At 38.9% G+C, this 24,544-nt stretch carries 23 protein-coding genes and 1 pseudogene; 5 read left to right on the plus strand and 19 right to left on the minus strand.

Annotated features, from left to right (window positions below; all coding sequences use genetic code 11):
- Positions 1–46: 46 nt before the first annotated feature.
- The 5 genes from nrfA to K8P02_RS20270 all read left to right on the plus strand — a co-directional run bounded on the left by nrfA (position 47) and on the right by K8P02_RS20270 (position 5,848).
- Complete coding sequence (gene nrfA / locus K8P02_RS20250) at positions 47–1,528, plus strand: ammonia-forming cytochrome c nitrite reductase (protein ID WP_025867072.1); 1,482 nt, start codon at positions 47–49, stop codon at positions 1,526–1,528.
- Positions 1,529–1,806: 278 nt separating this feature from the next.
- The gene (locus K8P02_RS20255) at positions 1,807–3,048 is read left to right on the plus strand and encodes a cytochrome c biogenesis protein ResB (protein WP_223381753.1); all 1,242 of its coding nucleotides are present in this window, start codon (positions 1,807–1,809) and stop codon (positions 3,046–3,048) included.
- Positions 3,045–3,836 (plus strand): cytochrome c biogenesis protein, encoded by a 792-nt coding sequence (locus K8P02_RS20260; RefSeq protein ID WP_025867071.1) that lies wholly within the window; start codon positions 3,045–3,047, stop codon positions 3,834–3,836. Before K8P02_RS20255 ends, K8P02_RS20260 begins: the two co-directional genes overlap by 4 nt.
- A gap of 6 nt (positions 3,837–3,842) precedes the next feature.
- Positions 3,843–5,111 (plus strand): alginate export family protein, encoded by a 1,269-nt coding sequence (locus K8P02_RS20265; protein ID WP_195661497.1) that lies wholly within the window; start codon positions 3,843–3,845, stop codon positions 5,109–5,111.
- Positions 5,112–5,161: 50 nt separating this feature from the next.
- Positions 5,162–5,848 (plus strand): Crp/Fnr family transcriptional regulator, encoded by a 687-nt coding sequence (locus tag K8P02_RS20270; RefSeq protein WP_007483570.1) that lies wholly within the window; start codon positions 5,162–5,164, stop codon positions 5,846–5,848.
- A gap of 187 nt (positions 5,849–6,035) precedes the next feature.
- On the opposite strand, the gene K8P02_RS20275 is transcribed toward K8P02_RS20270, so the two are convergent.
- The 19 genes and pseudogenes from K8P02_RS20275 to K8P02_RS20365 all read right to left on the minus strand — a co-directional run bounded on the left by K8P02_RS20275 (position 6,036) and on the right by K8P02_RS20365 (position 24,521).
- Positions 6,036–6,464 (minus strand): hypothetical protein, encoded by a 429-nt coding sequence (locus K8P02_RS20275; RefSeq protein ID WP_025867069.1) that lies wholly within the window; start codon positions 6,462–6,464, stop codon positions 6,036–6,038.
- Positions 6,465–6,602: 138 nt separating this feature from the next.
- On the minus strand, positions 6,603–6,857 hold the full coding sequence (locus tag K8P02_RS20280; protein ID WP_223381756.1) for a hypothetical protein: 255 nt from the start codon (positions 6,855–6,857) through the stop codon (positions 6,603–6,605).
- A gap of 152 nt (positions 6,858–7,009) precedes the next feature.
- Positions 7,010–7,438: a hypothetical protein gene (locus tag K8P02_RS20285; RefSeq protein ID WP_025868370.1), complete on the minus strand. Its 429-nt coding sequence runs from the start codon at positions 7,436–7,438 to the stop codon at positions 7,010–7,012.
- Between the two features lie 21 nt (positions 7,439–7,459).
- Positions 7,460–7,714 carry a hypothetical protein gene (locus K8P02_RS20290; protein ID WP_223381764.1) on the minus strand — a complete coding sequence of 85 codons (255 nt, stop codon included), beginning with the start codon at positions 7,712–7,714 and terminating at the stop codon, positions 7,460–7,462.
- A 352-nt stretch (positions 7,715–8,066) separates the two neighbouring features.
- A pseudogene (locus tag K8P02_RS20295) lies at positions 8,067–8,237 on the minus strand (RHS repeat domain-containing protein); the annotation flags it as partial.
- An 84-nt stretch (positions 8,238–8,321) separates the two neighbouring features.
- Positions 8,322–8,738 (minus strand): hypothetical protein, encoded by a 417-nt coding sequence (locus K8P02_RS20300; protein ID WP_025868329.1) that lies wholly within the window; start codon positions 8,736–8,738, stop codon positions 8,322–8,324.
- A gap of 3 nt (positions 8,739–8,741) precedes the next feature.
- Positions 8,742–9,155: a hypothetical protein gene (locus tag K8P02_RS20305; protein WP_007483576.1), complete on the minus strand. Its 414-nt coding sequence runs from the start codon at positions 9,153–9,155 to the stop codon at positions 8,742–8,744.
- Between the two features lie 62 nt (positions 9,156–9,217).
- On the minus strand, positions 9,218–9,634 hold the full coding sequence (locus K8P02_RS20310; protein ID WP_025868330.1) for a hypothetical protein: 417 nt from the start codon (positions 9,632–9,634) through the stop codon (positions 9,218–9,220).
- Positions 9,635–9,644: 10 nt separating this feature from the next.
- Entirely contained in the window at positions 9,645–10,037 is a 393-nt protein-coding gene (locus tag K8P02_RS20315) for a hypothetical protein (RefSeq protein ID WP_044158618.1), read from the minus strand.
- Between the two features lie 26 nt (positions 10,038–10,063).
- The gene (locus K8P02_RS20320; protein ID WP_025868332.1) at positions 10,064–10,483 is read right to left on the minus strand and encodes a hypothetical protein; all 420 of its coding nucleotides are present in this window, start codon (positions 10,481–10,483) and stop codon (positions 10,064–10,066) included.
- An 89-nt stretch (positions 10,484–10,572) separates the two neighbouring features.
- Positions 10,573–10,890, minus strand: coding sequence for a DUF1493 family protein (locus K8P02_RS20325; RefSeq protein ID WP_223381766.1), 318 nt, complete (start codon positions 10,888–10,890; stop codon positions 10,573–10,575).
- Between the two features lie 205 nt (positions 10,891–11,095).
- Positions 11,096–11,521, minus strand: coding sequence for a hypothetical protein (locus K8P02_RS20330; protein WP_025868334.1), 426 nt, complete (start codon positions 11,519–11,521; stop codon positions 11,096–11,098).
- A 19-nt stretch (positions 11,522–11,540) separates the two neighbouring features.
- Complete coding sequence (locus K8P02_RS20335; protein WP_223381768.1) at positions 11,541–14,915, minus strand: DUF6443 domain-containing protein; 3,375 nt, start codon at positions 14,913–14,915, stop codon at positions 11,541–11,543.
- Positions 14,912–18,478, minus strand: a complete 3,567-nt coding sequence (locus tag K8P02_RS20340) for an RHS repeat protein (protein ID WP_195349719.1) — start codon at positions 18,476–18,478, stop codon at positions 14,912–14,914. Before K8P02_RS20340 ends, K8P02_RS20335 begins: the two co-directional genes overlap by 4 nt.
- 4 nt (positions 18,479–18,482) lie before the next feature.
- Positions 18,483–19,652: a T9SS type A sorting domain-containing protein gene (locus K8P02_RS20345; protein WP_195349721.1), complete on the minus strand. Its 1,170-nt coding sequence runs from the start codon at positions 19,650–19,652 to the stop codon at positions 18,483–18,485.
- A gap of 68 nt (positions 19,653–19,720) precedes the next feature.
- Positions 19,721–21,487 carry a serine hydrolase gene (locus K8P02_RS20350; protein WP_002558893.1) on the minus strand — a complete coding sequence of 589 codons (1,767 nt, stop codon included), beginning with the start codon at positions 21,485–21,487 and terminating at the stop codon, positions 19,721–19,723.
- 206 nt (positions 21,488–21,693) lie between these two features.
- Entirely contained in the window at positions 21,694–22,509 is an 816-nt protein-coding gene (murQ, locus tag K8P02_RS20355; protein WP_025868136.1) for an N-acetylmuramic acid 6-phosphate etherase, read from the minus strand.
- Between the two features lie 15 nt (positions 22,510–22,524).
- Positions 22,525–23,361 carry an ATPase gene (locus K8P02_RS20360; protein WP_195349723.1) on the minus strand — a complete coding sequence of 279 codons (837 nt, stop codon included), beginning with the start codon at positions 23,359–23,361 and terminating at the stop codon, positions 22,525–22,527.
- A complete protein-coding gene (locus tag K8P02_RS20365; RefSeq protein WP_007483603.1) occupies positions 23,358–24,521 on the minus strand; it encodes an acyltransferase family protein in 1,164 nt (387 codons plus the stop codon). The genes K8P02_RS20360 and K8P02_RS20365 overlap by 4 nt, the downstream gene beginning before the upstream one ends.
- Positions 24,522–24,544: the final 23 nt, after the last annotated feature.

The following is a 24,544-nucleotide window of genomic DNA, read 5'->3' on the forward strand; positions in this document are numbered from 1 at the left end:
TAGCATTGGCACATTTGGTTTATTGGCACATTAGCGCATTATCAATATGGAAAAGAAATTAAAGGCATGGCAAGGATGGCTGTTGTTTGGTGGAGCAATGGTTGTTGTATTCGTTTTGGGACTGGTGGTCTCTTCATTAATGGAACGCCGGGCAGAGATAGTCAGTGTATTCAATAACAAACGGGTAGAGATTAAAGGTATCGAGGCTCGTAATGAGGTTTTCGGAGAGAATTATCCCCGGCAATACGACACATGGAAACAGACTGCGCAGACTGATTTTGAAAGCGAATTTAATGGTAGTGAAGCAGTAGATGTACTTGAAAAACGTCCGGAAATGGTTGTTCTCTGGGCTGGATATGCTTTCTCTAAAGATTATACAACTCCGCGTGGACATATGCATGCCATTGAAGACATCACCCGAAGTCTTCGTACCGGTGCCCCGATGGATCCTCACAGTGGTCCGCAGCCTTCTACTTGCTGGACTTGTAAAAGCCCGGATGTACCCCGTATGATGGAAGCACTTGGCGTTGATTCTTTTTACAATAATAAGTGGGCTGCTTTTGGCAATGAGATTGTAAATCCCATTGGTTGTGCCGATTGTCACGAGCCGGAGAATATGAAGCTACACATCAGCCGTCCGGCGTTGCGTGAGGCATTTGCCCGTCAGGGAAAAGACATTGATAAGGCTACTCCGCAAGAGATGCGTTCATTGGTATGTGCACAGTGTCATGTGGAATATTACTTCAAGGGTGACGGTAAGTATCTGACTTTCCCTTGGGACAAAGGCTTCACAGTGGAAGATATGGAGGCATACTATGATGAGGCTGATTTTGCCGATTATACCCATGCACTGAGCAAGGCGCATATCCTGAAAGCACAACATCCCGACTATGAGATTTCGCAGATGGGTATCCATGCACAGCGTGGTGTGTCATGTGCTGATTGCCATATGCCGTATAAGAGTGAAGGGGGAATGAAGTTTAGCGATCATCATATACAAAGCCCGTTAGCGATGATTGATCGTACTTGTCAGGTGTGTCATCGCGAGAGTGAAGAGACACTTCGTAATAATGTATACGACCGTCAGCGTAAAGCAAATGAAATCCGTAATCGTTTGGAACAAGAATTGGCAAAAGCTCATATCGAAGCTAAATTTGCATGGGATAAGGGGGCTACAGACTTGCAGATGCAGGAGGCACTGAAGCTGATTCGTCAGGCACAATGGAGATGGGACTTTGGAGTCGCTTCACACGGGGGCTCTTTCCATGCTCCGCAGGAGATTCAACGCATTCTGGGTCATGGCTTGGACAAAGCTTTGCAGGCGCGTTTAGCTATTTCTAAGGTTTTGGCTAATAACGGATTTACAGGTGAAGTGCCAATGCCGGATATTTCTACCAAGGCCAAAGCACAGGAATACATCGGTCTCGACATGAAGAAAGAACATGAGAATAAAGATAAATTCCTGAAAGAAGTTGTTCCGCAATGGCTGAAAGAAGCAAAGGCTAACGGGCGCTTAGCGAATATTTAGTTGAAAGTTGAGAGTTAAAAGTTGCTGTGTAGTGTGAGCAACTAATTCTCCAGCGCATAGTAACTTTTAACTAAGTAATGTTTTATAATTAAATACTTATTTATCAGGTTGTTATTGAAACGCAAATGAACGCAGATTTTCTGTAAGGAATATTGTTTTCAAGCATAATGCAGCAATCTAATTCGCGAAAATCTGCGTTCATTTGCGTTTCAATAAATATTAATCAGCACTACATAGCAATTTTCAACTTTCAATATTCAATTTTCAACTAAATAAGGATGTGGCAAAAACCATGGGGATATAAAGAAGGGTTCGCTGTTTGCGGCGGACTCTTTCTTGTGGGTACTCTCTGGCAGGTAGCACTCGGAAAGTGTACGCTTTCTTTGCTCGCCTGGCCGGTGAATATTTATGCGGGAGTAGTCTATGTACTTCTGTTACTCGTATTGTATATTTTCTTTCGTAAGTACTATTTTGTTCGTTGGATGAGCAGTTATCAGGCGGCTGTCAGCGCTATGATTTCTTTAGTGGTGATGACGGTTATTATGGGGTTTACCCGTCAGTACCGTCCGGAAGTTACCGTTACAGGAATTGAAGGTTGGCTGGGATTTTCGCAGATGCTTTCCGCTTGTTCTTTTGTATTACTCTTCTTCTGGTTTGTTACATTGTTAGGGATAGTCATTCTCCGGCGGATTCATCACTTTACAGTACGTGATATTCCTTTTCTGCTGAGTCATCTTGGATTATTTTTAGTTCTGACCGGTGCTGTGTTGGGAAGTGCCGATATGCAACGGCTTGAAATGACTACTCAAACGGGTAAGGCAGAATGGCGGGCGTTTAATAAACAAAAAGAGATGCTGGAATTGCCATTGGCGATAGAACTGCATGATTTCACTATTGATGAATATCCACCCAAACTTATGTTGATAGATAATGAATCGGGAAAAGCACTTCCGGCAGGACAACCGGTGAATGTGCTGATAGAAGATGATTTCAGCAAAGGAGAATTACAGGATTGGGAGATTGAAGTGACGGAAAAGTTACCTATGGCTGCCAGTGTAGCTACCGAAGATACTGTTCGGTTTGTAGAGTTTCATTCAATGGGGGCAGCGTGTGCAATCTACGTGAAAGCTCAAAACACAACGAGTGATGAACAGCGTGAAGGGTGGGTGAGTTGCGGTAGCTTTATGTTTCCATACAAAGCGCTTCGCTTGAATCAGAAAGTAAGTCTTATTATGCCCGAACGTGAACCGAAACGTTTTGCATCCGCAGTAACCGTTTATACACAATCCGGAGAACAGGTAGAAGCCACGATTGAAGTAAATCGACCTTTTGAAATAGAGGGCTGGAAAATATATCAATTGAGTTATGACGAGTCGAAAGGACGTTGGAGTGATATCAGCGTGTTCGAGTTGGTTAGTGATCCCTGGTTGCCTGTGGTTTATACGGGCATATGGATGATGATAGCCGGTGCTGTCTGTATGTTTGCATTGTCACACAAAAGAAAGGAGGAGAAAGTATGAGTTGGGATCTTTTCGGATGGTTTGCTGCTGTGTCTCTTTGTCTTTGGGGCTTTGGAGCTCTCACTGCCTGGAAAGGTAAGTCAATGGGTTGGGTACTGGGACCTACATTGGCAGGATTGCTTGTCTTTTTTACCTTTATCCTTGGGATGTGGATTTCATTGGAGCGTCCACCCATGCGTACAATGGGGGAGACCCGTTTGTGGTATTCCTTTTTCTTACCATTGGCAGGTATCATCACTTATGTTCGCTGGCGCTATAAGTGGATACTCAGTTTCAGCTTTGTATTGTCACTGGTGTTTATCTGCGTCAATCTTTTTAAGCCTGAAATTCATAATAAGACACTGATGCCTGCTTTGCAAAGTCCCTGGTTTGCACCACATGTCATCGTATATATGTTTGCTTATGCCATGCTTGGGGCAGCCACGGTAATGGCAGTTTATCTATTATGGATAAAGAAGAAACCGGCAGCAGAACGGGAAATGGAACTTTGTGATGATCTGGTGTATGTGGGGCTCTCGTTTATGACCCTGGGGATGCTTTTCGGTGCTTTGTGGGCCAAAGAGGCGTGGGGACACTACTGGAGTTGGGACCCCAAAGAGACGTGGGCAGCTGCCACATGGATAGGTTACCTGTGTTATATTCACTTCCGGCTTCATCAGCGGAGGAGCCATCGCAAAGCACTCGCCGGATTATTGGTTTGTTTTCTTTTACTTCAAATGTGTTGGTATGGCATCAATTATTTGCCTTCGGCACAAGGAACGAGTGTACACACTTATAATTTAAACTGATATAGTATGAAACTGACTGCTATTTTTTTAACCGGATTGGTACTGTGCTCTTCTGTTGTCTGCGCACAGGAAGAGAAGAACGAGTTTAGTATTGATGCACAACTGCGTGCTCGTGGTGAATATCGCAATGGCGTACTTAGTCCGCGTGCCGATGGACAACTGCCTGTCTTTTTTATAAACAATCGCGCCCGTTTTTCACTTGGATACAAGCGGGATCGTCTGCAAATGAAGCTTTCTGCCCAACATGTAGGTGTGTGGGGACAAGACCCTCAGATTGATAAGAACGGACGATTTATTCTCCATGAGGTATGGGCAAAGTTGGATTTGGGGAAAGGTGTCTTCGCACAGTTGGGACGCCAGTCATTGGTATATGATGATGAACGTTTACTGGGTAGTCTCGATTGGAATGTGGCAGGACGTTTTCATGATGCATTGAAGTTGGGATACGAAGCCGGGAAACACAAAATGCACCTTGTCCTCGCTTTCAATCAGAATGATGAAAAAACGATAGGTGGCAACTATTATGATCCTTCTAAAGCACAGCCTTATAAAACCATGCAGACTTTATGGTATAACGGCCAGTGGGCTAAGAATTTCAATGCCTCTTTGCTTTTCATGAATGTAGGCTATGAGACCGGAACGCCCGAAAAAGGAAAAACCAATTATATGCCTACCACCGGAACTTATCTCACCTATACTCCGGGTAACTGGACGTTAAACGGAAGTGCTTACTATCAGTTTGGTAAAAGGAAAGTGGGCGATGAGGTGAAGAAGGTTTCAGCCTATATGTTCGGTGTGAAAGCGGGATACAAAATCAATCAGCAATGGTCTGTCAGCATATTGACCGATTATCTGAGCGGTGATCCGGAAAGTAGTAAGGCGTCTACATTCGATCCGCTTTATGGCACTCATCATAAGTTTTATGGTGGTATGGATTACTTCTATGCTTCTGCTTACAATAGAGGTTTGTGGGACAAGCAGCTGAGTGTTGACTTTAAACCCACTTCCCGCTGGGCTATGTCACTGAATTATCATCATTTTTCTACTACTTATGACGTAACAGTAGAGGGAGATGAAGGACGTAGTCTCGGATCAGAGTTCGACTTGCAGGTAGATTACACAGTGATGAAGGATGTGAAACTGACGGTTGGTTACTCAACCATGCTCGGGACGAAATACATGGATGTGGTGAAAGGCGGTAACCATGATGCCTGGCAAGACTGGGGATGGGTCTCTCTCAATATCAACCCACGTATTTTCTTTGCTAAATGGTAGGACTGTAACGGAAAAAGAGCTATTTTTGTCACAAACCAAAGAGAAGTACTGTGGTAAAAATCGATTTTACAGATGAGTATAAACAACTGCTGTGGCAGATACCTCTTTTCCGGGACTTAGATGTGAATGTAAAACATCGTCTAATGGACGAACTTGAATTTACATTGTACAAGGTATCCCGTAAAGAGGTGGTGCTGCAACAAGATACGCGTTGCAATCATTTGTATGTGCTGCTGAAAGGCGAGCTGGAGGTTAATATCATCGATGTAGCCGGCAATCTGGTAAAGGTAGAAGAGATCATCGCACCCCGCGCCTTTGCTACTCCGCATCTGTTTGGCGAAAACAATATTCTGCCTGCCACCTTTACCGTAAGTAAAGATTCTATTCTTCTTATGGCTACCCGTACTTCGGTTTTCAAACTGATAAGTTCCGTGCCACAGTTACTCCATAGTTTTCTTTGTGTGACAGGCAACTGCAATAAATGTACCGTTACCCGTTTGCGTATCCTCTCTTATAAGAACCTTCGCAGTCGTTTCGTTTATTATCTCATGGAGCATCGCACCTCTGATGGTATCGCTTTGTTGGAGCATAATCAGGTACAACTGGCAGATTATTTAGGAGTAACCCGTCCTGCCCTGTCAAAAGAGATCAATAAGATGATAAAAGAGGGATTGATCTCTGTGGATAAGAGAGAGGTTACCTTGTTGAATATGCAAGGATTGAAGGAGTATATTTGATGTGATAAAGTATGTAAATGTTAGATTAATGAATTTTTTCTTCACGAAATGCAAATAATTAGTAATATCATCTCCAAGAATAAAATTCTCATATGATTTGTTGGGTATTAAGCCTGTCTTTTCCATGTTGTTATTTCTGCTTTTGTTATTAATTCTAAAGATTTTTATTTTTATACTTTAAAGCCTTCTATGGTTCATCTTCATAATTAGAAATTAATATATTTACAATTTTCTTTCTCCATACCCATATCATTAGTCCTAAATTGTCAAAATCATATACCTTTTGATTTTGTCCTCTATTTTTGCTAACAGGTACGTATAAGATATCTGCATTGTCAGGTTGCTGATAATCTATTAACATCAAGAAGTCTTCATAAAACATATTTATCAAATTTTTGCCTTTCCAATAACACTTTTTATCACATTTAATTGTTTCAATTTTGCCATTTTCAACCCAAACTTTAAAATTGAAATTATCGAAATAATAGGTGTCATAATATATGTATGGATCATCGTAAGACTCTATCTTGTGAGGTAAATGTAAATAGTTAGAAATGCTGTCTCCTAACACAAAAATTTCATAAGATTTGTTAGGTATTAATCCTGCTTCTGCCATATTAATGAATTTATTTCGTTATTTTATGCGAGTCAGTTGCTGGTAGTGTTTCCTGACTCTGTTAATTCTCTCATTTGTCTTTTTTATATATTGTTAGAAGACAGCATGCTAAAAGAGTGAACTTGATGGTTATTAAAATTAGTTCCAATGGGTTTCACCTTTATCTTTCTTTAGAGCAGCACTTCTAATGTCATTTATCTTTTTCTGGATCTTCTTTCTCTCTTTAGCAGGAGCCGTTTTCATCTTTTTTTGTAACTCCTTAATACGTTTTTCTGCTTTCTTTAATGCTCTTCCACCATCACCATGTGGCATTCCTTTCGTAGACTTTTTTCCGGATCTTATACCCAAAGTACTATTAGGCGAGCCATCTGGAAAAATAGCCTCTTTAGCCATTTCTATACCTGCTTTCCTTATAAAACGTCCTGTTAATAAATCGTATACAGTATTGGTTTGTTCTATCCTTCCGGAAGCGGGAAGTCCATATTGGGTTCAGGCATTTCCTTGGTTTACATTTGTAGCTCTAACTTCCTTGCAAAGGTTCTCTATTATTCATCTTTGTAGTTGTAAATTAATATTGTTCTTATTTTCTCTCTCCATACCCATAATGTTAGTCCCAAGTTGTCAAAGTAATGAACTCTTTGGTTTTGTCCCCTATCTCTACTTATGGGAACATATACGAAATCATCACTATCAGACTGCTGGTAATTAATAAGAGTCAAGAACTCTTTATAGAACATCTTTATTAAGTTTTTATCCTGCCAATAACACTCTATATCACAGCAAATAGTCTCTATTTTACCATTTTCAACCCACACTTCAAAATTGAAATTATCAAAATAATAAGTATCATGGCATATATATGGATCGTCATCATAAAAATCGATGCGATGAGGTAAATGTAAATAGTTAGAAATATTATCTCCTAAAACAAAAATATCGTATGATTTATTGGGGATTAAACCTTTTTTCTTCATGTTGTCTAAAATGTTTTGTTGTTAATTCCAGTGAGTTTCACCATTGTTCTTGTCATGGGCATCTTTACGTATCCTGTCTATCTTTTTTTGTATCCTCTTTTTTTCTTTAGCAGGAGCCGTTTTCATCTTCTCTTGTAACTCCTTAATACGTTTTTCTGCTTTCTTTAATGCTCTTCCACCATCACCATGTGGCATTCCTTTCGTAAACTTTTTCCCGGATCTTATACCAAAAGTACTGGTAGGCGAACCACCTGGAAAAATAGCCTCTTTAGCCATTTCTATACCTGCTTTCCTTATAAAACGTCCCGTTAATAAATCGTATATAGTATTGGTTTGTTCTATCCTTCCGGAAGCGGGAAGTCCATATTGGGTCCAGGCATTTCCTTAGTTTACATTTGTAGCTCTAACAGATATTCCTATAACATTAATTTCGCCATTAATGATTTTACTATAGTTAAAATAAAATGTCTCATTCTCGTCATTAAAAGTCAGTCTGTCTGTGAACTCTGCATCTGTGAGATGATCCCAGGATGAGAAATTGAATGAATTAGAATAATATTGTAGCATGTTTACAAGAGGCGAAAATAAAGAATTCCAAAACCGCTCTATTTCTACCGGGTCGCTTGTACTATGGATCAATCCTGCTTATAGGATTCCCACCATAATATACGTATGGACTAAGGTTGTAATAATTCTCAGCATGTGGATCCACTGACGTGAAACTCATAATCGCCGGATACATGCCACGTGCCACATAATCGTATGTATCATATCCATGCATTTCAATGAACTCTTTACCGTTATATTTACGGTTTTGAACGTCTCTTCCTGTTCCTTCTGCCCAAGGCTGACCGCTTGGGCAGTACTGACTTCATATCTCTCTTTATTTGATCTTTGTGAACTTATATAAATTAAGCTCATCTGGATCTCCAATATATCGAAACAGATACCAAGGAGAAGCATATCCAAATAATCTTTCTCCTGAAATGTAGAAAATTATTAAAAACGTTCCCTGCTTTTCAATTCTTATATTATATTTATCATATTCTAAATCATCCTTTTCTCTTAAAATCCATTTTCCTTCATAATTGAGTGGCTTTTTTTCTGAAAATATATTAATATAGTTATCGCGTATGTTTTTACACACACAAGTACTATCACTTCTTAATATGATTTCTCCTCCATCTTCAGAAACCCATGTTCCAATAAAATCCTGAAATGTGGGTTTAGGGTTATTACATCCATTAAGTAGGAAAAATAAACTAATGAAAAACAGATTAAATAAACTTTTTATCTTCATTTCTTACTTTGATTTTGTGAACTTATATAAATTAAGCTCATCTGGATCTCCGATATATTGAAATAAGAACCAAGGAGGGGTATTGTCCAATAGTCCTCCTCCTGATATATATAGGGTCATATATGGAGTCTCTTTTTGTCTGATATCTATGTAATATCCGTTATATCCTAAATCGTCTTTTTTCAAATACCATTTTCCTGTATTATTAAGAGAATCTTTATCTATGGATATCTCTATATATTCAATAGGAATATTTTTATATATACATGTACTGTCTTTTTGTAATGTAATTTCGGCTCCATCTTCAGAAACCCATGTTCCAATAAAATCTTGAAATGTGGGCTTAGGGTTACTGCATCCATTGAGTAGGAAGAATAAACTTATAGAAATAATATTAAATAGTTTTTTTTGTTTCATATTATTTTGATTTAAATATTTCAGTTCAAATAAAAGCTTGGTTTGTTTTGGGCATAGCCCCATCATTCATTTATATTTATTACATACGTGTCATAATCGGAATTACAGTCGAAATTATGTTTTAAAGTAAGAGTTAAACTATCACCATTAAAACAATAACTGACTAAAATTTTGTACTTTTCAAAAGTACCAAGAATAATTTCTTTTTTAGTTGTATTATTTTGCTTCCGAACTTGGATGCAATCATTATTTGTGACTCCTCCTCCTATATAATAGAAATTAATGGTCTCAATATAATCATACTCTGTTTTTCCGGAATGGTTATTTTCTGTATATCCTCGATATTCTTGTGATAGGAGGATAGGTTTGGCTTCCAATAAATGGAAGGAGTTTAAAAAATACACGAAAGCAATTATAACACCAAGGGTAGCCGAAATTATGGCTATCAAAATAGCATATTTACGATAAGAATATCTCATTCTATTTCTTTTATTTTAGTTTTGTAAACTTATATAGATTAAGCTCATCCGGATCTCCGATATATTGGAATAAATACCATGGAGAAGCATATCCAAATAATCTTTCTCCTGAAATGTAGAAGATTATTAAAAATGTTCCCTGTTTTTCGATTCTTATATTATATTTATCATATTCTAAATCATCCTTTTCTCTCAAAATCCACTTCCCTTCATAGTTGAGTGGTTTGTCATCTGAAATAATGTCAATATAAGTATCATGTATATTTTTTAACACGCAGGTACTATCGCTTCTTAATATGATCTCTCCTCCGTCTTCAGAAACCCATGTTCCAATAAAATCTTGAAATGTAGGTTTAGGGCTATTGCATCCGTTAAAAAGGAAGCATAAACATACAAATGCCAGATTGAATAAACTTTTTTCTTCATTTCTTATTTTGATTTTGTAAACTTATATAAATTAAGCTCATCTGGATCACCGATATAATCAAATAAATACCATGGAGGTCTGTTGTCTAATAGTCCTTCCCCAGAAATGAATAACGAGAAATAAATTACTCCTTTTAGATAAATAGCTATATTATATTGATCATATCCATTACTGTCTTTAGTTCGGATTCGCCACTGCCCTTCACCAGATAATGATACTTTTCCTTCTGAAAATGGATTGATCTGTTTCGCATATATTCCTTTGACGATACATGTACTATCTTCTTTAAATATGATCTCTCCTCCATCTTCTGAGACCCATGTTCCAATAAAATCTTGAGATGTAGGTTTCGAGTTATTGCATCTGTTAAAAAGGAAAAATAAACTTATAAGAAACAGATTCTGCAAACTTTTTTTCTTCATACTATATTTGACTTGATGCTTCAGTATAACTTTCCATTATGATTGTTAAAGTTTAAATTATCTTTTTTATAAGTATTTTAAAGATAATCTCAAACCAATTTTCCTTCTTTCACACTCCTTTCTAAATCTCTGAGAGTTATTTTTTTCTTGACTTTTTTCTTTTGTTTTAGAATTAAGTTTAATACTTTTAGAAGTATACGATCTCCTTCAGGATAGAAATACTCTTCGAATTTAAATTCGGTAATGCTTACATTGAATTTCTTGCTAAATAAGTAGATAAATTCGTAAGCATCATCTCCGTTGAGTTTCAAATCTTTTACGAGATCTGTTTCAGGAGTATATTCGTCATCCCACCGTTCTTCTTTGACAAACTGAATAATTTGTCTCCAAATATCATCTTTGTTCATTATTTTTTTTATTAAATTGTTTGTAATCATTATTTTCAAATCAAGTATTTGCTCTAAACTCCTTTTCTAAATTAAATGATGCGGTAGTAATAGCTATTCTCAATCTAAATAAGGAACAAATTTATTACAATTCTATTGAAGCTAATTATATTTATCACAGTCGAGATTACAATCGAAATTCTGCTTTAAAATAAGTGTTAAACCATCATTCATCTTCATAATTGTAGATTAATACTGTTCTGATTTTTTTTCTCCATACCCAGATCATTAATCCTAAATAATCAAAAGTATACACTTTCTGATTTTGTCCTCTATCTCTGTTTATTGGAACGTATATGATGTCTTCATCGCTAGGTTGCTGATAATCTATTAATATCAAGAATTCCTCATAAAACATATTTATCAAATTTTTGCCTTTCCAATAACATTCTTTATCACATTTAATTGTTTCAATTTTACCATTTTTAACCCATATATAAAAATTGACATTATCGAAAAAATAAGAATCATGATCTATTTTAGAATGATCATAAAATTCCACATGATGGGGCAAATGCAAATAATTAGTAATATCATCTCCAAGAATAAAATTCTCATATGATTTGTTGGGTATTAAGCCTGTTTTTTCCATATTATTCTTTATGTTTTGTTTATTTATTCCAATGGGTTTCACCTTTATCTTTTCTTTGGGCATCTTCTCTAATATTATCTATCTTTTTTTGAATTTCTTTTCTTTCTTTAGCAGGAGCCGTTTTCATCTTCTCTTGTAACTCCTTAATACGTTTTTCTGCTTTCTTTAATGCTCTTCCACCATCACCATGTGGCATTCCTTTCGTAGACTTTTTCCCGGATCTTATACCAAAAGTACTAGTAGGCGAACCACCTGGAAAAATAGCCTCTTTAGCCATTTCTATACCTGCTTTCCTTATAAAACGTCCTGTTAATAAATCGTATACAGTATTGGTTTGTTCTATCCTTCCGGAAGCGGGAAGTCCATATTGGGTCCAGGCATTTCCTTGGTTTACATTTGTAGCTCTAACAGATATTCCTATAACATTAATTTCGCCATTAATGATTTTACTATAGCTAAAATAAAATGTCTCATTCTCGTCATTAAAAGTCAGTCTGTCTGTGAACTCTGCATCTGTAAGATGATCCCAGGATGCGAAATTGAATGAATTAGAATAATATTGTAGCATGTTTACAAGAGGCGAAAATAGAGAATTCCAGAACCGTTCTATTTCCACCGGATCGCTTGTACTCCAATAGTCCATTCCGTACGGGTCGATTCTGCTTATGGGATTTCCTCCACAATATACATATGGACTAAGGTTGTAATAATTCTCAGCATGTGGATCCACTGACGTGAAGCTCATAATCGCCGGATACATGCCCCGAGCCACATAATCGTATGTATCATAACCATGCATTTCAATGAACTCTTTACCGTTGTATTTACGGTTTTGAACGTCTCTTCCTGTTCCTTCTGTCCAAGGCAGACCGCTTGGGTAGTACTGAATACGTTGTACAGTGGTAGCCGGGACTATCGTCCCTCTATAGTCTTTGTATGCGGCACGCCATACTTCCCGGTTATTACCTAAATGATCTTTACGATAATAATGGTAATCGGGCAGAAGAGAAGTTGAGTTAATCCTTGTAGCATATCCTTCAGGATTGAACACTTTTCCCAGCATATATACTCCCGGGTCACAGCCATTAAAGTCGTATTCTATATTATCAACGTAAAATGTGCCGGTTTCGTCTATTACATCCAGATCATATTCCCATTTACGGGTTTCTCCGATAGGTACAACTACCGGAGTAGTAAGCGTGAAGTTCCGGGTGCTTAATCTCCTGCCGGAAGCATCATACGAACTGATTATCTGATTACCATTTTTAAATTGGACCGTGTCAGGCAAGTTTAGTATATTATAGCGAACGGTAACGATATTACGATCCAGGTCTTTCACCATGTTTCCATTGGCATCATAAGCGAATTCTTCAGTTTCGTTTGCCTTATCCTGATACTCTTTTTGATTGTACAGGTTACCGGAACCCCAGCCATCTGTGACTTTCTTTAGTTGATTACCATGATAGGATAATGTCAGCAGGTCGATAACATCGTCTTCGCCAAATCTCGTTACCTCTTTTATATTTCCATGTTTATCGTATTTGAATGACTCAGATAATTGTCCGGCATCCATAAATAGTCCATCCAGATAACAATAGTTTGATGTTAGTCGGTTCAGTGCATCATAAAAATAGATATAACCATTTTTCTTTCCGTTGTAAGTCCATGTGTTGCTGGATATATTTCCGTTATAACAAGGCTTTGCCAGTTCCGAACTATAAACAGGTTGATTGTAATAAATATTCTCCTCAAATGAGCCGCTTCTTATTTGGGTTATCCAGTTCCGTATATTGTATTTGTAACAAACCGTGTCTGTCCGATTATGTCTGTATGTTGTTTGTAGTCGTCCTAATTCGTCGTATTCATTTTCGGACAAAGTGATGGCAGGATTACCATTTAGCCGGTAGCTTGTAGTGAGACGTCTTTCTGCCCGGTCATATGTATATGAATAAAGTTCGGACACATTGCCGTATCTGTTGCCGGAAATGGAACTCTCTTTAAGCACATTTATAGGTTTCCCTCTAAAATCTACTCTGTGGTATGCCGTTGTATACCCGCCCAAATGATTGCTTTGGCGAGTCTGTATGATGTTGTCTTTTTCATCATAATAGAATGCTTGAATAGTATATTTTCCACTTCCATCCAATAGATAAGTGCGTGTGCCTGTAAGAAGGCCTTTGGCGTTCAGTTTTGAACCGGAAGAAGAACCGTTTGATGTGAATGCTGTTCCGTAACCTTCTTTCTGTTTGTAAGATAATGAATCTCTTTGTGCAGGCGGTAGCAGTTCCAGAAAACGATAGTCATCATAGTAATTCACGGTTAGCATCTTGTCGGATTGCAGGTTGAAAGGAGTATTTGAATATCCCATCGCATTAGTTGTGATAAATGAATCGGTAACCGGTGAGTTTCCAAATTCCATAATAGCTTCTTCCAAGCTCATTTCGGCTTCATATTGTCCCATATAAATCAGCCTGCCGAAAATGTCATAATTGCTTGCTGTCCATAAATGCTTTTTCCGTTGGTTACCATCCTGGCTGAAAACCAATTGCCCGGCTTTATCGTATACCGTGTATATCGGTTCGCATCCGGGTAAGCGTTTGTATATGCAATTCCCTAAGTCGTCATATTTATAAATGAATGCGTATTGTTTTAACAATACATGGTCATCACTGACTTCACCTGCACTCAGTACATCCGAAATCATAGGAGGAAGTATGTAGCACGGCTGTCCCAATGAATTATAAACGTGATAGGTATTCACATCCCCTCCGGATGTCTGCAGGATGATGCGTCCGTTTTTATCTTTGAATATTTGGGATTCTTTTCCATCTTCATCTGTTGTGAGAAAACATTCGAGTGTTTTGGGAGGATAGTATCCGGCATTTTCAAGACGGTTTTGTGCATTCACTATATATTTTCTGACTTGGTTCGCGGTGTTGGCTGTATGTTTCAGTTTGCTGTGGTGCTTGTCCATATCGTCACCGGGTACCTGTATCCCTTCCAGATAATCATATCTGTAACGGGAGGAATAAAGGTTTTCCTTATAGGGCCGTCTATCCTGATAATAGGCTTTTGACAGTGTGGCAAAGTTTCCGGGTTTGATATATTCCTGGCTGTTTTCAACAGGAGTCGGCAGCCATTCTTTTGATACCCGTCCGCAATAATCATAGTCGATGTTGGTAACTAAATCTTTACCGGATGGCGTATGATTTTTCTGAACTTGTTGCACAGGGCGTCCCATGCCGTCGAAATATTGAATAGACACCTGTTCTGTTGTGCCCTCTGCATTCATTTTTGTATGTATGGAGATGTAGTTTTGATTACCACCGGATTGTGCATGTACGATAAATAGTGGTAATAAAAAAACTCCTGATAATAAGATGCTTGTTTTCATAAATATTCGCCGATATAATGAACTTGAATGGTCTGAAGCAGTCGATTATTAAGATCCCGTATGTTCTTGAGATTTCCGAAAGAGTCATATTCGTAAGATGTTTTGATACCTCTGGGGTCTGTGATGGAGGTTACTCCTACCAATAATTTGAAGGTCATTGTGGTTACCTGGCTATTTATAAGTACGTTTCTTAGATTATTTACCACATTCATATTAGGGGTATACGAATTGTATAATTGATTCACCATATAATCGCCACCTAAACTTTGCACTACGTTGGCAAATGTGGCATTTCTGATTTCTGCTACGGGATGTGTACCGTTGTAGGCCCAGAGGTAGACGGTGGATATACCTGAGGTCTCATCTGTAACCTGAACCAGCCTGTCACGATCATATTGGTAACTTTCCGTAAGGACGTTGGTCAATTGGTATAATGCCGGATTCTGGTTTTCGGTTATAAATTGCCAATTACCTAACTTATAGGAGGAGGCAAGAGGAAGATTGCCCGGATTTAATTTTGCTATGTATTTGGCTGTAAGTTGGCTTTTATCGTTATATTCGTTTCGGTATGCATCCGTAATCCTCCCTTGTTTTATAGAAATACAGGTATGTATTTTGTTTTTTCGGGTATATGTATAATATTGGGTAACTGTGTCTCCTTGTGAATCTATTGTAGAATATGATAAAGGAGCGTTTGCCATTATATTAGTACTGTATAATTTGTCTGCATAAGTATATTTTTGATAATTACTAGTAATATCTCCTGTTGCTTTTATTTCATTAATATGTTTATTGTAAGGAATAACTCTGTATTTGACAATTCCATAATCTTTATACATGTGAATTTTTCCGTATTCAGGACATTTAGAACTTACAAATTTCTGTTCGGTATAGTCTCCGACTATAAATAATGAACCCGTAATTACAGAAGTCTTTTCTTTCTCTTGTATATCATATGAATATTCTGTTACTTTTTTTTCATCTGTGTGTTCCGTTTTTCTTTTTAGATATCCTCTTTTATATCTTTTGGAAGTAAGTTTGAGCATGTCGGCTCTGACATAAGGCCCATATTGTGTCTCATCAATATCTGCACAGTCTAAATGATCTGCAGATGTTACATATTCATATATAATTTCATGTCTGTCGGCTCTTGCCGGATCTAAGGCATTTAGGTGTCCGTTCCGAATGATATTTTCTGTAACTTTAGAATATTCGATGTGGCTTCCTCCGTTTAGTGTGGTGGGGATACCATGTGAACTTAAACTTATTATGGAAGTTTCAGCTTCACACCATAGGCGGCAGAGTGAATTACCATTAAAGTCTAATGGTTGTTCTGGCTGATAAGCTTTGCTAATAATAGAACCATATCTGGGCATATATGTCAGTACTCCGCTACTGGGGGATGTCGGATCTCTACCATCTTCCGAATAATTATATAGTCGGACGATTGTATCATTGCCTGATATATTTTTAATTATTTTTATTCTACATCCTCCTGTTGGATATGTATCTGCTGCAATAGGAGTACGGAGAGTGAAATACTTAATATCTATTTTCCCACAATCAGTACAGTCGGGACCATCGAAAATATCATAAAAAATACCACATAAATCAGGTCTGTGCCCAGACCATTCTGTTCCTGGATTTTTTAGCTTAAATGTATATCTGCCACTTTGGGAAACAAATATTGGAATAGTACGGTTAAAGTTGTTTTTATTTATGCGGATGATTTGTCTGTTGTTATCCGGAAAGGTTATCTCCAGATATGGTAAATGGGTTGAATTATATATTGTATCATTAGACAACCATCCTTCAATACAGGTGTTATAACTTGCTGGATCTTCGTCTCCTAGTATGTTTGCTGGATAATATTGTGTGAAATCTATATATATAGATTGAGGAGTACCTATGTTGCAAGATGTTTCCAATATATAGTTGCTCTTTTTTCCTCTTAGCGTAAGATGGTGTGCAATAGTGTCACGATAGTTTTCTAATGTTTCAAAGAAAGAGTTATCTGATGCATCTGTTTGCTGGGCGGCTAATCCCAATTTAGAGAAAGTATTGGGCTCCCACAAAAGCTCTGTTTTTCCTCCTGTTGGATAAGTTATGCTTTGTAACATACCGATTGTCGCACCATCGGGAAATGAATGTCTACTTGATTCACCATAATAATAGCGTTTACTAAAGTAATTTACATGAGAAGGATATAAGCCACCATTGGGTACCCAATATCCCCAATGATCTCTTTCCCGAATGTTTTTATTGAATAGTTCATCTGTTGTATATGCTAATTTATAAGTTTGGATGATAGAAGTGTCTTCTCCTATAATTTGTAAACTGTCTAATTTTGTACGGTAACTGCCGTCATCAGTATTGAAACAGGAACGATAAAAGTTAATTGTTTTATAAATACTATTTTCGTCTAATTTATTGGGTATATAGATAATCTTTTTTAGTTGCGAGTGGCAACTATCCCCTTCGTATTCAAAACGAATCAAGCTGTTTTTGGTAACAATGGAACTTAGTAATACTTTGTCGGAAATTTTAGTAGGAAATGGAATTGTGGAAACTTTTCTGATCCACTCATAGACTTCATTACAATCTTCGTTAAAATGCATTTTTTGGAATTCAGAATCTATTATTGGATAATCTGTAATAGTACATTCAATGTTCTCCAAAGTACGATAATAGAATTCTATAACATTTTTTGCCGGAGTCGTGATGGAAGTTAGCCACCAGGCAGAAGGACAACGAAATGATTCTCTCCGATTAGTGCTTGGCTGAATAGAAGTATATTGAAAAGTTGATATCTCTCTCTTTGTAAATCTATAAACATATCCGTTAGCATCCGAAATACTAAAATCACCATTTGATGAACGCTCAATCGAAATATTATAATCACTTTGAATGATATAATCTTTATTTTCATCAATGACGAATACTCCCGATATTCCCATGAAATTGAAACTATATGTATCTTGTGCTGTATCAAAATGACCTTGGTCATACTGTTCGCCATAAATACTACTCATGTAACCGATTTTACAATAACTTCCATCTGAACGATATTGATCGGCAGGGTTATAATTAAATTCTCTTTCCTTAATCAGTTCTACAAAACTTTTTCTATCATCAGTGCCCGGGATATATGGAAAAAGGGGAGTGTTGAGTTTGTCATAACCTACTATTTTGTTAGTCTGGTCATACATTTCATCCGGCAATCCACAAATATTTCTGGAAATGGCTCCACCAACGCTAAGATTCCATCCTAAACCTATTGGTCCGTCTTCTTCCATTACTTTGATTCCGCCTCCGAAATAGTTTATTTTTATAGGGATGGTAATATCATATTCTGAAATATCCAATAATGGTATGTCAATATTTACTCTTCCTGTATAAAGGTCGGTTGGTATTTCTCCAAACTTTTCCAATGTTTGCGCTTCGGCTGACGGTCTGGTGATAACCGGAATAGGCTCACTTTGTGCTGACAAGAAGAGAGAAATACAAGATAAAATTCCTACCAACACAATCTTCTGTTTTAATAAAGCCACTATCTTTTTCATAGTATTATCCTTTTATTATTTTTTCACTGAATACTTTTTCATTCATACAGATTTGCAGGATATACTCTCCTTTGGGATATTTATCCATATCGATGTAATGTTGATATACTCCTCCGGGGTAATTTTTTACGGTATAATGAGTAAGCTGTTGGCCTGCTATGTTGTACAATCTATAAGAAATAGCTGCATAGTCAGAGAGATAGAATTCAAAAGTTAATTCTGTTTGCACAGGGGTGGGATAGACATTGTATGAAAAGTCTAAAGGTAAGTCGTTTGAGTTGTCTTGACTTTTATGATCGTCTTTCTCATTCTTATGGACGGTATCTGCCAGTATTTTTTTCTGTAAATCCAGATTGGCGGTATCACTTTGCAGATACATGTGTTTGCCCGGTGGGTAGAAGAATGCCGTAGAAAAATATGCTGTTTTTAAACTATCAGACAGATGGCCGGTACGTATTGTTTCGAAGATGGGATAGCGATATCCTGAAGCGTACCATTGATAGGTTTCTACAATAATGGTACGTTCGTTCTGTCTTATAATATTGTCGATGGAATCTTCCGGCAGAATCCGGTAAGTCGGGGTATTCATGTTTTCGGATAGAACCTTTAGGGGAGAAATCGTTTCACTGATTAATTTGGTCATTTTTATCCGTAACACGTGCTTTAGAGTATCTTTTCCGGGTAAGATAATCATTCCATATGCATCGGCTTCGGTCGTATTTCGTCCCACCGTAGAGATGTGTAACCGTCCGCAATATTTCCCTTCTCCCTGATAATAGCCTTGAACTTTGTCTCCATAATGCATGGGAAGCTGCAAAAGAAGTTCAGGTTTAGAGTTTTCGATTTGAGTAGTTGAATTTTCAAATCCCCATAACCATACCGAATCCTTTTGCCAATCATAATAATAGCGGGTATGGTGTTCTCGCCCTACAATCATAGAATCAACCCCTTTTCGGGCGGAATAAATGAGCGTATACTTCTTGTTTATCGGAGATAATTTTCCGAAATCCCAAAGTACATCTTTGCCTGACCGGCCAGGAGCCTTATATTCTATTTGCTGTTTGACAATGGTGTCATTGACTCTGAATTTATTAAGTTCAGAAGTGAGACTGCATTGAGAATATAAATCGATCATTCTCCAAAGGCATAAAAAGAACAGTAAACTGTGTTTCATAGGATATTGTTATAAAGGTTATTTGTGTGCTGTTACGATGGGGGAGGAAGGGACCGAAAGTCTTTGTCTTAAAGATATTTCTTCAACTTCCTACTCCATATCTGATACCCTTCTTCCGTCAGATGTAATCCGTCTGTCGTCAGTTCCTTTCGTAGAATATTTGTTCCCTTTTCTGCAAAGAGAGGGAATAAGTTGATAAATGGTATTTTCCGGGAAGTAGCGAGCGTTTCCAGTTTTCGGTTAATTTCCGGTACGATGTCTGTTTTATCGATCATTGTTTTGTATTTACATACGGATTCATTGATAGGGAGCAGGCTTTGCAGATATAGTTTGGTATCGGGTGATTCTCTCTGTATTCTGTCTATCAGGAGAGTAATAAGAGTCACGACACTGTCTGCTGTGAGGTCATGTGATACATCATTGATGCCTATCAATAAAAAGAGCTTTGCCGGATGCCCGGGGAGAATCTGGTGCAGACGGTCGTATACACCCATTGCTTCGTCTCCGATGATGCCCCGGTTACGTACATGTTTCTTTTTTAGTCGTACTCCCCAGTCTTTGCCGCCTTCGGTGAGGCTATTGCCCAGCATGACGATATCTTTGGGGCTGATGGCCGGCTCATCTTCAAATTCGAGAAAGCGTTTGTAGTAATGTTCAGTATATGTCCGCTCGGTAGGGTAGATAGAAGCAGCAACGGCGTTGGCTACCAGTGAACGAAGCCGGGTTGCTTTACCTTTGTCATCCGGATGTACGCTGTTGGTCAGCAGAATAACGGCAGTGTCATTGTCGGGATCAATGGTGATGGAAGTACCTGTATATCCTGTATGTCCGTAGGTGTTTGGTCCAAACAGATCACCGTTATTAGATGCATACGGAGAAAAGAGATCCCATCCTAATGCGCGTCCCAGACCGGGGATATGCCGGGGAATACTTCTCATTGTTTTTACTCCTAATGGACTGAGGATACGATGTCCGTTATATTCTCCGTTGTTGAGTAACATTGCAGCGAGTATAGCCAGGTCATTGGCATCGGAGAAAACACCTGCATTACCCGAGACACCTGCGTTCATGATACGTGCCAACGGATCGTGAACAATTCCTTTGAGAATACTGCCGTCCTTTTGCTTTTCGGTAGGAGCACACCGTTCCAATGTTTCTCCGGTAGGACAATAATCGGTATGTTGCATACCCAACGGATCAAAAATATGCGTTTTTGCAAAATCACGCAGGCTTTGTCCACTGACTGTTTCAATGACATGTTGCAGGGCAATATAGTTGAGGCAGCTGTATTGGAAGTCTGTTCCCGGCTTGAAATTAGTTTTGCAACCGGAAATGTATTCTATGAGCCCTTTAGGATTCGGAGCACCATATTTAGCCGTTAATTCCTTAACCGGAGCATAAGGTGGGAGTCCGGAAGTGTGTGTCATGAGGTCGGTGATACGGATATCTTCGGAGAATCCCGGAATATAGAGACTGACACGGTCTGTAAGCCGGAGTTGACCGCGTTCAATGAGAATCATAGCACTGATGGCGGTTGACATGGCTTTGCTCACGGAAGCCATGTCAAATACGGTATTGACATCCATCTGCTCTGTATCAGGGAGCAGTTGCTTATTTCCATAGGCTTTCAGATAAGCCAATTTGCCATGGCGTACGACGGCAAGTACAGCACCGGGAATTTCTTTGTTGTTTATAGCTGTTTCAATAGCTTTATCAGCATATGTAAGTTGACGGGAGTTCATGCCTGTTTGTTCGGGAGCTACGCGTTGTAACGGTTGTCCCAAGGCCTGGAAAGAGAGAAAGAATAGGCTCAATATTAGGAAGGATGTTTTCATATGAATACGTAGTTTAGATAAAGTTGGATAAGATAAGTATGGTATTATTGAAACGCGGATTTATCCGGATTTTCGCAAAAAGAAACAGATGTAAAAGAAAGAATTATTGTCTTTAATTCTGCGTTAATGCGCATAAATCCGCGTTTTATCAAATAAAAGTAATACTCTATGAAACTTGGTGGCCTTTGTGGTAAGCTGAGTTTTATTTATTGTCCCGCTTTGTAAGCGTCTACGGCTTTTTTTACCGAACCATGCATCAGCAACAGGGCTTTTGCCTGGTCATAGTCCAATCCAAGCTCTTCAACGATCATACGCGTGCCACGGTCCACTAATTTCTGATTGCTGAGTTGCATGTTAACCATTTTGTTACCTTTCACACGTCCCAGCTGGATCATTACAGAGGTAGTGATCATGTTCAGGATCATTTTTTGTCCTGTGCCCGATTTCATACGTGAACTTCCTGTCACGTATTCCGGCCCTACAATCATCTCAATAGGAACATCGGCTTCTGCTGCCATGGGTGAATCGGGGTTACTGGTGATGCATCCGGTTAGAATCCCGTGTTCGCGCGCAGCATGCATGGCTCCGATGACGTAAGGAGTGGTACCCGACGCAGCAATACCGATAACCGTGTCTTTATCATTGATGTTATGTTCCATCAATTCTTCCCAGCCACGGGTTGTATTATCTTCGGCATTCTCTACAGGGTTACGAAGGGCTATGTCCCCACCGGCAATCAACCCGATGACCAATGTGGGAGGCATACCGAAAGTTGGAGGTATTTCCGAAGCGTCAAGTACTCCCAGGCGTCCGCTTGTTCCGGCACCCATATAGAATATACGTCCTCCCTGCTTCATGCGAGGCACGATCTGGCTTACCAGTTTCTCTATTTGCGGAATGGCCTTTTGTGTGGCAAGGGCTACTTTCTGGTCTTCCGTATTGATGTCTTCCAGTATTTCCCGGACAGACTTTTTCTCTAAATCGTTGTAGAGCGAAGGTTGCTCTGATATTTTGATAAACATTGGGTAAATTATGATTTATGAATTATGAAATGTCATCAGACCTTGCATGGGGCTTTTGACGATAACTCCTATTTGTACTCCCAGTTCTTGGGCGGCTTCGTGTAATACCTCCTGATAATGGTAGGCAACGGAGCCGATAAAATGTGCCGGATAATTCTGATAATCATACTGCATCACGTTACGTTTCAGGAAAGCTTTGAAACTGCCAAGAACGAGTGCATGCACAGATGGCTCGTGAATGTTCTCTGCCAGAAACGGAGAAAGGCTTGCCAGGAAACGGTTTGGGAACGGCTGACGATATACGCGGTCGATAATTTCGGGAGGTGTCAGGCCGTTTTTTTTCATAAACTTTTCTTTCAATTCCGGGGTCATCTGGTTTTTCAGAATGTCGCCTACCAGAAGTTTTCCTAATACAGCACCACTGCCTTCGTCTCCCAAAATGAATCCTAACGGGGAAACATTGTTCACAATCTTTTCGCCGTCATAGAAACAGGAGTTCGAACCGGTTCCTAAAATACAGGCGATGCCCGGTTTGTGTCCACACAAACTACGGGTGACAGCCAGCATATCCGTATTGACTTCAATGCCATTCTTGACGTTCAGATGGAGAGAGAGTGCATTGTGCATCATTGGCACCTTGTCCGGTACACATCCTGCTCCATAAAAATAAACAGCGTCGAGCGCATTGGTTTCCAGATGGGGGAGTAGTGCAGTAGCTATCTCATTCCCTATTTCTTCCTCTGATTGAAAGAAAGGATTCATACCTTTCGTAACTATCTGTCGGACGAGTTGTCCTTGTCCTACAACGCACCAATCGGTCTTTGTAGAACCACTATCTGCTATTAATATCATATCTTTATATATATTTTTTTCTTATACAATAGGTAACCGATGCTCCAGTTGAGTATCACAAATAGAAGGGCGAATGCTAATGAACCGGGGTAATCGCCCAATAGAGGCTGAAGAATACCGCTATAAATGTAACCATGCAGGCTGGTTGTTGCTCCGTCCAGTGTAACTCGTATGTTCCCCAATAAAATAGAAAGTACAGCTGCCAGTACATAGATAAAGAGTGGATTTACGCCAAACGATTCAAAGAACCGGCTCCACGATTTATAGCCTTTTACATCGATAATCCAAATAAGTAGTGCCAGGAAACTGGAGCCTAGTCCACAAGTGACAATGGCGAAGGTAGGCGACCATATTTTCTTATTGATCGGACAGCCGTAGCTGAGCAGGAACCCTAAAAAAGTAAGAATTGTTCCGATAAGGAACAAGCGTTCGAGTTTTTCGTTGATGTCCTTTACTTCCATTAGCAATTTGCCAACACAGAAACCTATCAGCACGTGTGCAATGGCCGGGATAGTACTTAACAGTCCTTCGGGATCGATACCGTTATCCTTGTACATATGTGCTTCACCAAGTACAGCACGGTCAACGACGGAAAGTATGTTCGTGTCGTTATATTCGAACCCATTACCAGTGATAAGCAGGATAAAATAACCTGCCAATAAAGTTACAATCAGATAGGGGATATATTTGTGCTTCATTGTTAAAGCGATGATAGCAGTTGCGCCATAGCACAGTGCTAAGCGTTGCATCACTCCTAAAATACGGATATGATCGAAAGTCCAGACTGATTGCCCAAGCCGTGATAAAAAAGAGATTTCTTCACCGGAAAGAGAATTCCAGGTACGGCAAAACATAGAAAACCAGGCGATGCCCAGACCAATGGCAAAGATGACAATGGTACGTTTAAGAATCTTCAGGGCGGCTGAGTGACTGAATTCAAAGTTATACTTCCGCAGGGAAATGTAAGTAGATATTCCCATGATAAACATGAAAAAAGGGAATACAAGATCGGTTGGTGTTAAACCATTCCATTTAGCGTGTCCTAACGGGGCGTAGACGTATGACCACGAACCGGGATTGTTCACCATAATCATTCCTGCTATGGTGATACCTCTTAATATGTCGAGGGCTAAGAGACGTTTGCTGGTTGTTTTATTCATTTCTAATGGCTTTATGTGTTAAG

The organism is Bacteroides nordii, from assembly GCF_019930665.1.
Taxonomy (GTDB): domain Bacteria; phylum Bacteroidota; class Bacteroidia; order Bacteroidales; family Bacteroidaceae; genus Bacteroides; species Bacteroides nordii.